Source organism: Sphingobium wenxiniae (assembly GCF_007830065.1).
GTDB classification, from domain to species: domain Bacteria; phylum Pseudomonadota; class Alphaproteobacteria; order Sphingomonadales; family Sphingomonadaceae; genus Sphingobium; species Sphingobium wenxiniae.
Map to the genome: position 1 here is coordinate 62389 of NZ_VLKK01000004.1, position 12839 is coordinate 75227.

At 64.5% G+C, this 12839-nt stretch carries 13 protein-coding genes and 1 pseudogene; 6 read left to right on the forward strand and 8 right to left on the reverse strand.

Going from position 1 to position 12839, the window contains the following annotated elements; translation table 11 throughout:
• Window positions 1-51: 51 nt before the first annotated feature.
• From IQ35_RS06610 to IQ35_RS06620, 3 genes are all read left to right on the forward strand, one after another.
• Window positions 52-336: a proton-translocating transhydrogenase family protein gene (locus IQ35_RS06610; protein ID WP_021245599.1), complete on the forward strand. Its 285-nt coding sequence runs from the start codon at window positions 52-54 to the stop codon at window positions 334-336.
• Between the two features lie 20 nt (window positions 337-356).
• Entirely contained in the window at window positions 357-1790 is a 1434-nt protein-coding gene (locus IQ35_RS06615) for an NAD(P)(+) transhydrogenase (Re/Si-specific) subunit beta (RefSeq protein ID WP_145072539.1), read from the forward strand.
• A gap of 85 nt (window positions 1791-1875) precedes the next feature.
• Complete coding sequence (locus IQ35_RS06620) at window positions 1876-2583, forward strand: aspartate/glutamate racemase family protein (protein ID WP_021245597.1); 708 nt, start codon at window positions 1876-1878, stop codon at window positions 2581-2583.
• Between the two features lie 199 nt (window positions 2584-2782).
• Here IQ35_RS06620 and IQ35_RS06625 read toward each other — a convergent pair whose 3' ends face one another.
• The 8 genes and pseudogenes from IQ35_RS06625 to IQ35_RS06660 all read right to left on the reverse strand — a co-directional run bounded on the left by IQ35_RS06625 (window position 2783) and on the right by IQ35_RS06660 (window position 10412).
• Window positions 2783-3211, reverse strand: coding sequence for a DUF2147 domain-containing protein (locus tag IQ35_RS06625; RefSeq protein ID WP_145072328.1), 429 nt, complete (start codon window positions 3209-3211; stop codon window positions 2783-2785).
• A gap of 131 nt (window positions 3212-3342) precedes the next feature.
• Window positions 3343-4332, reverse strand: coding sequence for a type II secretion system F family protein (locus IQ35_RS06630; RefSeq protein ID WP_021245595.1), 990 nt, complete (start codon window positions 4330-4332; stop codon window positions 3343-3345).
• Between the two features lie 18 nt (window positions 4333-4350).
• Window positions 4351-5349: a type II secretion system F family protein gene (locus IQ35_RS06635; RefSeq protein ID WP_021245594.1), complete on the reverse strand. Its 999-nt coding sequence runs from the start codon at window positions 5347-5349 to the stop codon at window positions 4351-4353.
• Between the two features lie 53 nt (window positions 5350-5402).
• A complete protein-coding gene (locus IQ35_RS06640) occupies window positions 5403-6683 on the reverse strand; it encodes a pilus assembly protein CpaE (protein WP_145072329.1) in 1281 nt (426 codons plus the stop codon).
• Window position 6684: 1 nt separating this feature from the next.
• A complete protein-coding gene (locus IQ35_RS06645; protein ID WP_021245592.1) occupies window positions 6685-7344 on the reverse strand; it encodes a CpaD family pilus assembly protein in 660 nt (219 codons plus the stop codon).
• 16 nt (window positions 7345-7360) lie between these two features.
• A complete protein-coding gene (locus IQ35_RS06650; RefSeq protein ID WP_059140349.1) occupies window positions 7361-8884 on the reverse strand; it encodes a type II and III secretion system protein family protein in 1524 nt (507 codons plus the stop codon).
• Window position 8885: 1 nt separating this feature from the next.
• Window positions 8886-9887 (reverse strand): Flp pilus assembly protein CpaB, encoded by a 1002-nt coding sequence (gene cpaB, locus IQ35_RS06655; RefSeq protein ID WP_031291489.1) that lies wholly within the window; start codon window positions 9885-9887, stop codon window positions 8886-8888.
• A 17-nt stretch (window positions 9888-9904) separates the two neighbouring features.
• Window positions 9905-10412: pseudogene (locus tag IQ35_RS06660) on the reverse strand (A24 family peptidase).
• Between the two features lie 41 nt (window positions 10413-10453).
• Between IQ35_RS06660 and IQ35_RS06665 the strand changes: the two are divergent.
• From IQ35_RS06665 to IQ35_RS06675, 3 genes are read left to right on the forward strand one after another with little or no spacing between them, the layout of a single operon-like run.
• A complete protein-coding gene (locus IQ35_RS06665) occupies window positions 10454-11416 on the forward strand; it encodes an alpha/beta hydrolase (RefSeq protein ID WP_145072541.1) in 963 nt (320 codons plus the stop codon).
• Entirely contained in the window at window positions 11413-12516 is a 1104-nt protein-coding gene (locus IQ35_RS06670) for an NAD(P)/FAD-dependent oxidoreductase (protein WP_021245587.1), read from the forward strand. Before IQ35_RS06665 ends, IQ35_RS06670 begins: the two co-directional genes overlap by 4 nt.
• A 23-nt stretch (window positions 12517-12539) precedes the next feature.
• Entirely contained in the window at window positions 12540-12716 is a 177-nt protein-coding gene (locus tag IQ35_RS06675) for a YegP family protein (protein WP_021245586.1), read from the forward strand.
• The last annotated feature ends 123 nt before the right edge of the window (window positions 12717-12839 follow it).

Here is a 12839-nt window from a genome sequence, read left to right on the forward strand (position 1 = left end):
CTGCGCGCACCATGTCCCGCGGAAAGGCGGGACGAACGGGGAGTAGGAAAGATGGACTTCATCTCCATCCTGTCGATTTTCGTGCTGGCGTGCTTCGTCGGCTATTATGTGGTGTGGTCGGTGACCCCGGCGCTCCACACGCCGTTGATGGCAGTCACCAATGCCATTTCCTCCGTCATCATCGTCGGCGCGCTGGTCGCGTCGGCGGAAGCGGGCAGCGCGGCCGCCAAATATCTGGGCCTGATCGCGGTGACGCTCGCATCGGTCAACATCTTCGGCGGCTTCGCCGTCACTGAACGGATGTTGGCGATGTACAAGAAGAAGGAGCGCAAATGATGTTGCAGACCGTCATCGCGATGGCCGCGGCAGGCGCTGAAGGCTTCGCCGCTTCGCCCTTCGTCTCGCTCGCCTATCTGATCGCGGGCGTCCTTTTCATCCTCGCGCTGCGGGGTCTGTCCAGCCCGGCTTCGAGCCGTCGGGGCAACCGCATGGGCATGGCGGGCATGGCGATTGCCGTCGCCACCACGCTCTATACCCATGACGTCATCTCCCTGCCGGAGATCGTGGGCGCCATCGCCATCGGCGGCGCGATCGGTTTCGTCATCGCGCGCAAGATCGAGATGACCGCGATGCCGCAGCTCGTGGCGGCGTTCCACTCGCTCGTCGGTCTGGCGGCGGTGCTGGTCGGCGCGGCGGCTTTTCTCAATCCGGGCGCATTCGGCATTCTCGACGCGCTGACCGGCGAGATTCACAATGCCAGCCGGATCGAAATGGGGCTGGGCGTCGCCATCGGCGCGATCACATTCTCCGGCTCGGTCATCGCCTTCCTCAAGCTCAACGGCAACATGTCGGGCAAGCCGATCATGCTGCCCGCACGGCACCTCATCAATTTGGGCACGCTGGCGGCGATTCTGGGGCTGATCGCCTATTTCGTCACCGACCAGAGCCCTTGGATATTCTGGACCGTCACGGCATTGAGCTTCATCATCGGCTTCCTGCTCATCATCCCCATCGGCGGCGCGGACATGCCGGTCGTCGTGTCGATGCTGAACAGCTATTCCGGCTGGGCGGCGGCGGCGATGGGCTTTACGCTGGGCAACACCGCGATGATCATCACCGGCGCGCTGGTGGGGTCTTCGGGTGCGATCCTGTCCTACATCATGTGCAAGGCGATGAATCGCAGCTTCATCAGCGTGATCGCGGGCGGCTTCGGCGCGGAGGCGGCTTCGGCGGGCGGCGGCGCTTCGGCGGTCGACCGGCCCTACAAGCGCGGCAGCGCGGAGGACGCGGCGTTCCTGATGAAGCAGGCGGACAGCGTCATCATCGTGCCGGGCTACGGCATGGCGGTCAGCCAGGCGCAGCACGCGCTCCGCGAAATGGGCGATCTGCTCAAGAAGGAAGGCGTGTCGGTCAAATACGCCATCCATCCGGTCGCGGGCCGTATGCCGGGGCACATGAACGTGCTGCTGGCCGAAGCGAACGTGCCCTATGACGAGGTGTTCGAGCTGGAGGACATCAACAGCGAATTCGGTCAGGCCGACGTCGCCTTCGTCATCGGCGCGAACGACGTGACCAACCCGGCGGCGAAGACCGACAAGTCCTCGCCGATCTATGGCATGCCCATCCTGGACGTCGCCAACGCCAAGTCTGTGCTGTTCGTGAAGCGCTCCATGGGCGGGGCGGGCTATGCCGGCGTCGACAATGAAGTCTTCTATATGGACAACACCATGATGCTGCTGGCCGATGCGAAGAAGATGGTCGAGGAAATCGTCAAGGGGCTTGCCCACTAAGGCAGGCTTCCCGTAACGCTGTGACGGACGGCGGCGCTTCACGCGCCGCCGTCCGTTCGCTTTTGCAAGAGTATGTGACCTGCTTATGCGTAAACTCGGTCTGATCGGTGGTCTCAGCTGGATTTCCACCGCCCGCTATTATGAGATCATCAATCGGACCGTCCATCGCGCGAAGGGCGGGCAGCATAGCGCGCCCCTGCTGATCGAAAGCCTGGACTTCGCCCAGGTTGCGGGCAGCGTGACGCAGGACGATTGGGACAGCGCCGCAGACCATCTGACCGGCGCGGCCCGGCGGCTGGAGCAGGCGGGCGCGCAAAGCCTGCTGATCTGCGCCAATTCCATGCACCGGGTCTATGAGCGCGTGCAGGAAACGGTCAGCATACCGATCATCCACATCGCCGATGTCGTCGGCGCGCGGATGGCGGGCGACAATGTCGAGAAAGCGGCGCTTATCGGCACGCGCAATGTGATGATGGAGAAATTCTACCGGCAGCGGCTGGTGTCCCACGGTGTTTCGCTGCTGCCGCCCGACATGGAACTGGCCGACCGGATCAATCATATCGTCTATGATGAATTGACCGTGGGCAAGGTCAATCGCGAATCCGAACGCTTCATGCGCTCCGAACTGACCGACATCGCCAAGGAGGATGTGCAGGCCGTGGTTCTGGCTTGCACCGAACTGGAACTGATCGTCGATGTGAAGGCCAATGTGCTGCCCATCTACGACTGCACTTCGATTCACGCCAAGGCGGGGGCGGCGTTCATCCTCGGCGAACAGGAACCGGGCAGATAACCGCACGGCTGTAAGACGGCGGAACGTGTGGCCGGTTTGGGTGGTTTTCGGGCGTTGCAGCCTCCCCTCTTCCGTCATGCCAGCGAAAGCTGGCATCTCTCTTCTTCGTAGGTGCGAGATCCCAGCTTTTGCTGGGATGACGGACAATGAAGGTCAGCAAAGGCCGATGACGGTCGTTCAAAGCAAGCGGCGACCTGCCTTATCGCACCGGCGTCCAGACTTGCGCCTTGCAGAAGAAGGCGATGCAGCCCTGCACTTTCAGCGTGCCGTCAGGATTGCGGCTGACCTTGCTGGTGTAGCTCTTGCCGCTTTCGGGGTCGTAGATCGTGCCCTTCCAGAGCGAGCCGGCATCATTGAAGCCGCTCAGCAGCGCCAGCCCCGCCAGCGGCCTGGACCGGAGCGCGGGATCGGGATTTTTAATATCGGTCTGGGGCCGGCCCGGCGTGGGCTTCACGATGCGCTCGATGCGGCCGCACAGATTTTTGCCGCAGGGCACGATCTGGACGATGGCTTTGCCCTCGACCGTGGCCCAGCGGCCAGTGATCGGCTCCGCAGCTAGCGCCGGGATGGCCGTGACAAGGAGCGCGGCGGGCGCAAGAGCGGCGAAAGGGCCGGATCGGGAGAACATCGGGCAACCTCTTCCTGTCTTTCTGTTTCCGGCAGGATAAGACGGGAAGAAAGCGCGCGCCACCGCCAAGAAACGGCGGATGGCGCGGGAAAACGCGGGACGTTACGGCAACGCCCCTTCGGGGAGGAAAATTATTTGAAGGCTTGGCTGATCGAGCAGGCGGCCGGGCCGAGAATCACCACAAACAGCGTCGGCAGGATGAAGAGAATCAGCGGCACGGTCATGATCGCGGGCAGGCGGGCGGCCTTTTCCTCGGCGCGCATCATGCGTTCGTGGCGGAATTCGGCGGACAGGACGCGCAACGCGGAGGCCAGCGGCGTGCCGTATTTTTCCGTCTGGATCATGGTCGTCACCACGCCCTTCACCGCGTCGAGATTGACGCGCGTGGCAAGATTTTCGAAGGCCATGCGGCGGTCCGTCAGGAAGGCCAGCTCAATGGCGGTAAGCTGAAATTCGTCGCCCAGTTCAGGATAGGCCTTGCCCAGTTCGCGCGCTACGCGGCTGAAGGCGGCATCGACCGTCAGGCCCGCTTCGGCGCAGATCACCAGCAGGTCGAGCGCGTCAGGCAACCCCTTGCGGATCGCGGCGGACCGCTTCTGCACCTTGTTGTTGATATAGAGGTCTGGCCCCTTGTAGGAGAGCAGCAAGGCCCCGGCGAACACCATAAACCGCTTGAAACCGCCCCAATCGGGGAAGAAATCCACGCCATAGATCAACAGTGCCGCCATGCCGCCGCAAACGATGGGCAGGACCATGCGGGCGAAGATGACGGCGACGGCCCATTCCTTCGACCGGATGCCCGCCTGCGCCATACGGGTCTGCACGTCGCGCAACTGGTCGTCCTGCAACACCTGAAGGCTGGACAGGAAGGACCGCATCCGATCGGTCGTCTGGTTCTTCTTGACCAGTCTGGCCCGGCGCTTGACAGTCGAGGCGGTAATGCCCGCCTTGAGCTGCTCGCGCCGCGCGTTCAGCGCCTTGACGCGCCTGGTCATCGGATCGCGCACGGTCATGACCGTATAGAGCGCGAAGATCACGGCCATCGTCGCCAACCCGGCAAGCAGCGCGCCGAAGTCGGTGGCTGTCAGGCCGAAGAGGGTGCCGGTCGGGGTCGCTTCCATGATTGCCTTGCTCCCCTGTCAGATCTCGAAGTTGATCATCTGCGCCATGATGAAGGCGCCGATGCCCATCCAGCACATGCCCCCGATGCCGATCACCTGCATCAGCGACAGGCCGAACAAACCCATGGGATCGGATGTGTAAAAGGGGCTCATATAGTCGAAGTTGATATAGCTGATGAGGCCGAAGACGATGAACGGCAGCGCGCCGATGATATAGGCGGATGCCTTGGATTCCGAGGACATGGCCCGAATCTTCAGCTTCATTTGCGCGCGCTGGCGCAGCACGGTCGCAAGGTTCGAGAGCGTTTCGGCGAGGTTGCCGCCGGTTTCGCGCTGGATCGCGAGCGAGATGACGAAGAACTGGAATTCGGCCGTGCCAAGGCGGTCGGCGGTTTCCTGGAGCGCCTGGTCCATCGTCTTGCCGATCTTGATGCGTTCGGTGATGAGCCGGAACTCCTCGCCCACCGGGCCGGGGATTTCCGCCGCCACCACGGCCAGCGTTTCGGCGATGGGAAGGCCCGAGCGCAGGCCGCGCGTCAGAAGCTCCAGCGCGTCGGGGAACTTGGCATTGAACAGGTTGATCCGCTTGTTGATGAGGCGGCCGACCCACCAGTGCGGCAGGCCCAGACCCGCCGCCAGCGATACCATCAGCGCGAATAGCAGCGGAAAGCCGCGCAGCATCATCACCGCGGCCGTGAACAGGAAGATCACGGAGCAGGCCGTCATATACTGGCTGAGCGTCCACTTCCTGCCCGTCATCCGAAGCCGCTTGGTCAGATTTTCCGGGTCGGGGATCAGCGACACCAGCATCTTCATTTCGGTGACGGGCTGGCGGCTGTCGATGACCCGGCGCATCCGCGCTTCCAGCACCGCTTCGGCGGAATCGCTGTGCCGGCCGCGGATCAATGCGATGCGGCGCTTGCGGGCCTTGTCGGGCGACGGGCCGGAAAAGGCCGCCATGACAAGCCCCAGTAGGGTCGCCAGCAGCACCGCCATCAGGATGATCTTGCCGTCCATGTGCTCGCCTGTTCCGTTTCAGCAGGGAATGCGCCGTGCGGCGGCGCGCCGCATCAGTTGTTGAGCGCCGCCTTCGCCCTGCGCGAAGGGATCAGGCCCTTGAGATCGCCGATCTTGCCGAGCAGGGAGTCGCCCTTCTTCTTCCGTCCACCGTCATCCTCTTCGGCTTCGGCGGCGCCGAGTACGTCCTTCACCATGGCGGTACAAGCCGCCCCGACCTTGCTGCCCTTGGCGGCTTCGGCAATCGTCTTGCCGAGCTTGGCGGCCTGCGACGCGGCTTTGAGGTCGAAGGGGATCAGCACGTCGATGGCCCGTTCGATCGACTGTTCGAAATCCTTGCGGCTGATTTCCGGGGAACCGGGATGGACGCGGTTGGCCACCACCAGCACGCGCGCATGGGGCGCGCCGGTCTTGAGCCAGGACAGCAGGCGGATCGTGTCGCGCGCGCCCGCCAGCGTCATTTCAGTGACGATCATCGCCACATTGACGTCGCCCATCAGATGCGGATGCTGGATCATCATGCCGCGCGGCAGATCGATGACGGTGCATTCGAAGGCGGCGTGGAACTCTTCCAGCAACTGATAGAAGGCACCGCCGTCCGTCATCATCGGCATGCTGATCGGCGCTTCGGCCGACAGGATCGCCAGATTGTCGCTGGCCCGGACCATGGCGCGTTCGATGAACAGGCCATCGATGCGGCCGGGATTTTCAATGGCGTCGATCAGGCCGCGCCCTGGCTCCAGGTCCATCGCAAGCGCATTGGTGCCGAAATGGACGTCGAGGTCCAGCAGGGCGGTCGAGCGCTGATGCTGGCTGCTGAGCAGCCACGCCAGCGACGTCGCCAGGCTGGACGCGCCTACGCCGCCGCGCGTACCGATGACGGCGGCCGTCATGTGCGGCCGCTCCACCGTTCCTTCGCGGGGCGCGAAGAACACGGCCTGGGCCTGCGCCAGCGCATCGCGCAGCTGGTCCGCGCCGAAGGGCTTGAGCAGATAGTCCTGAATGCCGCTGGCCAGCAGGTCGCGATAGAGGCGCACATCGTTGACCTGCCCGGCGGCGATCACCACCGTGCCCGGCTCGCACACTTCGGCGAGGCTGTTGATGTCGCTAAGCGGATCACCGCTTTCGGACATGTCGACGAACAGGATTTGCGGCGATGCGGTGATCGACAGGCTTTGCACCGCGTTGCGCATCCCGCCCTTGTTCACCTTTTCCGGTGCCCAGCCCATTTCGGAGGCCACCGCGCGGAGAAGATCGAAGCTGTGATCGTCGCAAACGAAGGCATGGAACGGGTCACGCTGTCCGTTCATGCCGGGTTTCCAGGGTGCGTTCATGTCACTGGCCTCCATATTGGGACTTGAGTCCCCCGGACCCGGTCGGCGCCTTTTCGCGATAAGTCGAAATCGCGCGGTTCGACGTGGCGGTGCGCAGGTCGCTTTCGCTCGCCTGACCGCGCACCAGGTCTTCCGGATTGGCGATCATGGCGGCCATATTGCTGTTCACGCTGCATCCGTAATTGGACGAAACGCCAAGGCCGGGGTCGGCTTCGGGCTTGGACCGCCAATCGGGGCAACCGGGCACGCTGGCCATGGCCCGGCGCACGATCAGCCGGACGCTGCCCTGCGGCGCGGACCCGGCGACGGCCGAGCTGTCTTCGTCGACCAACAGGCCGTAACGTGCAACGACATTGGCGATGCCATCGCGCAGCGCGGCGCTGTAATAGCCGGGATCGCCCGCCAGCGAGACGCGGTCGCCATAGCCGACGCCGATCGATACGAACCATTCATTCAGGCGGCCCGCTTCCGATGCGGAAAGGCCGCCATCCATGCCGCCCTGCACGTCGAACGTGTAGGCCGCGTGGCTCACGACCGGTTGATGGACCGAATCCACGCTGCGATTGGGACCGCTGCGGGCGCGCGCATCGGCTGTGGCCGGGAGAGCCATCAGGGCGATGACGCCGAGGCGGACGATGCTTTTCGTAGAGAGGGAAGTCATGGCTTTCGTCCTTACGTCAGAAGCTGAAACCGGGAGTGGCATCGTCGGCTTTACCCGTGCGGCGGCTCTCGCCGCGTGCGGCCATGGCGGGCATGGGCGCGGCGGCCTGCGGGCCAGGGGCGGGGACCGGGACGTCGGGACCGCGGCTGGGCGCGGGCGCCCGCCCGCCGCTGATCCCGTCGCTGCCCTGTTGCAGGAACAGTCCCTGCGCTTCGTTCGCGGTGCGGAAGGCGTCGGTAGGCAGGCGGATGTCCGATGCGTTGACCGGCTTCACCAGATAGGGCGTCACGACGATCACCAGTTCGGTTTCATTGCGCTGAAACCGGCGCGACTTAAACAGACTGCCGAGGATCGGGATGTTGCCCAAGCCGGGCACTTTGTTGATCGTGTTGCCGGTCTCGTTGTTGAGCAGCCCCGCGATCATGAATGCCTGCCCCGAACCCAGTTCCACCGTGGTTTCGGCGGTGCGCGTCTTGAGTGCGGGCGCATCGATGTCGAGCGAGAAGTCGAGGCTGGATACGGTCGGGCGGACACGCAGCGAGATGCGGCCATCGGCCAGCACGGTCGGCGTGAAAGCCAGTTGGACGCCATATTGCTTCCATTCCAGGCTGTTGCCTTGCGTGCCGTTGCTGACGGTGTAGGGGAACTCGCCGCCTGCCAGGAAGCTGGCAGTCTCGCCCGACAGAGAGGTCAGATTGGGTTGCGCCAGCGTGGTGGCCAGACCGCTCGATTCGGCCAGGTCCAGAACGCCCGCGATATCCATGCCTAAAATTCGGGCGACGCCGCCGATGCTGTAACCCCCATCGAATGCATTGTTGAAGGTCCAGCGGCTCTTGTCGGCGTCGTATTCCGCGAAATTGCGGTTGCCGCCGCCAATGACGCCCAGAGTCTTGCCGCTATTGCCGCTGAGGGCGGCGCCGGCGAAGCTGGTGCCGATCTTGTGCCCCAGATCACGGCTGACTTCGGCGATCTTGACCTGAAGATTGACCTGGAGCGGAGTCGCCATGCGCAGGCGGCTGACCACGGTTACGTCCTTGCCGACAAAAGCCTGTGTCAGGCGTTCGGCTTCAGCGGCGTCTTCCGGCGCGGCGATGGTGCCGGTCAGAAGGACCATGCCGTTCATCTTGTTGACCGCGATGTTCGCGTTCGGCATCGCCAGCGTCAGCATGTCGTCGATGCTGGTCAGGTTGTTGCCCACCCGCACTGTGCCGGAAAACAGCACCTTGCCATTGGTGGCCGTTGCGAAGACGGTGGTTTCACCGGGCTTCTTGGCGATCAGGTAAAGCTGGTTCTGGGACCGGACGTGGACGTCGACCACATCGGGATCGGCGATCACCACGTCCGACATCGGAGCGGACAGGTTGACCACGCGGCTGCCGCCCACCGACAGCAGGATCGCATTATCCTGCATGGAGGAAGGGGCGGCGTTGAGCGCCGTGGTCGGCATGGCCGCCGTCGCCAGCGCGAGGCCGAGGGCGATTGCCGGTGTAGCGATCGGCTTGATCGCCGCGGTCCGGCGGAGCAGGTGCAATCCGTTCATGTCACTTCCCCCCGACCGGAACTTCGGTCACATTGGTGCCGCGCGCCACGCGGATCGTCGGGCCTCTGAAGGCGACCGTCCCGGCGGGCGCGCCATTGGGGTCGACCGCTGTCTGCGGCTTGGCCGGCACGCTGCTGCGCTGGTAACGGGATACGTCGGCGCCTGTGGAAAAAGTGCTGCCGCGATCGATCGGCCGGGCCTGAAGGTTCGCAAGCATCTTCTTTTCAGCGTTCGGGTTCGCGCCGTCGGGCAGATCCTGATCGGTGCCGGCGATGGCCGCGTCCAGTTCAGTGGCGTTGTCGGCAATCGAACGGAGCGAGAGCGACAGGGAACCGACGGTTTGCGCGACCGCGATCTTTTCCGCGATCTTGGGCGTCACTTCCAGCGTGACGTTGGAATAGGTCCGCACAACCGGCTTGCCGTCATCGCCCATGGCGTCCATGCGCTGATCGGTGGCGAGCACGCGCAGGTTGCGCAGGATGGTTTCGGAGACTCTCAGCGGATCGCCCTCGCCGCCGCCCGACACGCTCTGGGTCAGGACCAGGTCGATGCGGTCGCCCGGAAAGACGAAGCCCGCGACCGAGCTTTGCGCGGACACCGGCACCGTCACGGCGCGCATCCCCGGACCCAGCGCAGCGGCCAGGAAACCGCGGTCGCCCGGCTTGATGAGCGAACCCTGCGTCAGCGGTTGGCCCGCCGTTATGGCGTTGCGCACGACACTGCCCGCCAGCTTGGCGGGATCGGCCTCACCCTTCAGATAATAGGCCTGTTCGACCAGATCCTTGGGCCAGGGCTGGAAGCGGAAGCTCTCCGCATCGAGGATGGTCCCAACCGGCATCGCCTTGGTGGCGACCAGCACATGCGGCTGATTGGCTTCGATCGGCATCGATGCGGCATTCACCTGCGGCGCGCCCGAAGAGCTCAATATGCTGCGCGCCAGCAAGGCCGTCGTGATCGCCACGAACAGCGCCCCGACCAACAGCACGATCTTTTTTGCGTCCATGACGAAATTCGCCTCCCTCAAGCGGGTGCACTGCCCCCGGCACCCACCTTGCATCCAGAATGGTTAAAATATCGTTGGCCAAATCAGCCACAGCGCCGACAGCGAAATCGCGACGCCATAGGGGATTTCCGGTTGACCCAGCCGCCGGGTCATGCGGTGATGGACCACGGTAACGATAGTGACCACGCCGCCCAGCACCGCCATGAGGACGATCAGCGACAGGACGGCCTGCCACGGAAACCAGAGCGCCAGCGCGCCCAGCAGCTTGACGTCGCCGCCCCCCATCCAGCCCAGCGCGAACAATCCGGCGAAGATCGCGAAGACGATGGCGGCCGTAAGAAGCTGTCCGGCCATGTCGGGCCAGGGCGACAAGCCGCTCGCGATCCACCACAGCGGCGCGAGCGCGGCCACGGCCAGGTTGAGCCGGTTCGAGATGATGCGCGAACGCAGGTCCGTAACGGCCGCTACGATCAGCAGCACGCCCAGCAGGCACAGCATCGCGACTCTGAAATATTCCCCCATCATGCGTCAAAGGTGTAGACCCTATGGCTTACCAAAGCGTAACCATGCGCCCGATGGATTCACCGACCTCTATTTCCGCGACTTTCGATCGGCGGGCCTGGCCCATGGACGGGCGGCTGGATTACTGGCAGGCGCCCGACCGATGGCCGTTGCGCCGATACCGGCTGGGCGACGGGACGCGCGGGCGGATGCTGTTGCTCAATGGTCGCGGCGACATGATCGAGAAATATCTGGAGGTGATCCAGCATTGGGCCGGCCGGGGCTGGGCCGTCACCGCCTTCGACTGGCGCGGGCAGGGCGGATCGGGACGGCTGACCGAAGATTCGATGACCGGTCATATCGAGGATTTCGGCCAGTGGATCGCGGATCTCGATGCGTTCGCCGCCGAGTGGCGGGCCGAAGGGAACGGGCCGACCGCGATGGTCGCGCACTCCATGGGCGGGCATCTGATGCTGCGGGCGTTGGCCGAAGGAATGGCGGCGCCGGACGCCGCGGTCGCCGTCGCGCCCATGCTGGGGGTGCATAGCGCGCCTTTGCCGCAATGGCTGGCCGTGGGAATCGCCGAACTGATGTGCCGCCTTGGCTTTGCCGGACGCCAGGCATGGACGCAGCAGGAAGAATCGGAGAGGCAGAAGCAGATGCGGCGCAAGCGCCTGACGCACGATCCCGCGCGGTATGCCGACGAACTGTGGTGGCGCGACCATAGCCGCGAAATCGCGCTGGGACCGCCGAGTTGGAACTGGGTGCGGCAGGCTCTGGCGTCGACCCGCGCGCTGGAGGAGAATGACGCGCTGGACCGGCTGGCCGTGCCGCTGCTGATCCTTGCGGCGCGAGATGACGCGCTGGTGTCGACGCCCGTTATCCGGCGCATCGCGGCGCGGATTCCCCATGCGGAGTTGCATGTCTACGGACCGGAAGCCGCGCATGAAATCCTGCGCGAGCTTGACCCGGTGCGGCTCGACGCACTGGCGCGGATCGACGCCTTTCTGGACGAGAATGCGCGTTGACCCGCTTCGATATCGTGATCGTGGGCGGCGGCATTGCCGGGGCCAGTCTGGGCGCCGAACTGGCGGGGAAGGCGTCCGTGCTGATGCTGGAGAAGGAGGATGTGGCGGGCTATCACGCCACGGGCCGTTCGGTCGCCTTCTGGGAGGAAACCTATGGCGGGCCGAAGGTGCAGCCGCTCACGACCGCGTCGGGACCGATGCTGCTGTCACCCGATCCGGATTTTTCCGAGCGGTCCTTTATGTCGCCGCGCCGGACGCTGCATGTCGGGCGGGCGCGGGACAGGGCGGCGCGCGACCGGCTGTTGACTGAATTTGCGGGAAAGGTCGGCCTGGAGCCGGTTGATCCCCGAACGATCGTGCCGGGGCTGCGGGCGGACTGGACATTGGGCGTTCTGGAATCGGCCGTGATGGATATAGACGTCGCCGCCCTGCATCAGGCGTGGTTGCGCCGGTTCCGCCAGTGGGGCGGGGAATTGCGTCTTGGTTCGACGCTGCATGCCGGGCGCAGGCAGGCGGACGGCTGGCGGCTGGAAACCAGTGATGGGTCGCTGGATTGCGGCGTGATCGTCAATGCGGCGGGTGCCTGGGCCGACGAGGTCGCGCGCGTTTGCGGCATGAAGCCGCTGGGCATCACGCCTTTGCTCCGCACGGTGCTGCAATTGCGCGTGCCCGCCCTGCCATCGGCGGACCTGCCGCTGGTGATGGACCTTGCCGCTCGATTTTATTTCAAGCCGGAAGGGGAAGGGCGTGTCTGGCTGACCCCTCACGACGAAGCGCCCTCGCCGCCTTGCGACGCCGTGCCGGATGAACTGGCGGTGGCGCAGGCCATCGCGCGTTTTCAGGAGGCCGTGGACTGGCCCATCGAAGCGGTCGAGCGCAAATGGGCGGGGTTGCGGAGCTTCGCGCCGGATCGCGCGCCGGTCTATGGGTTCGATCCTGACATGCCGGGATTTTTCTGGTTTGCGGGGCAGGGCGGTTTCGGCATCCAGACATCCCCCGCGGCGGCGTTGCTGGGGCGTGCGCTGATGATGGGCGGGGCCATGCCGAAAGCCATTGCCAGCGTTGATCCTTCTCCATATTCTCCGAAGCGGTTTCGGTAGCGCAACAACCGGAGGGTCGAGTCATGGCGCACAAGTTCGTGATCGAGAAGAACAAGGCGGGCGAGTTCGTCGCCAAGTTCAAATATAATAGCGAAACAATCTTCTGGACCGAAGGCTATTCCAGCAAGGCAGGCGCGAAGAACGCCATCGAATCCATCCTCAAGAACGGCCCCGGCGCGGCGGTCGAAGAGGCGGGATAAACCTCTTCCCGCAATGGCCGTGGAGATGTTTTGCGGTCAGGAGCAGACATTTCCCCAAATCCGTCATCCCGGCGAAAGCTCTCTTTCTTGGGGCGCAACCAAGCCGTGAGGGAGATTCCAGCT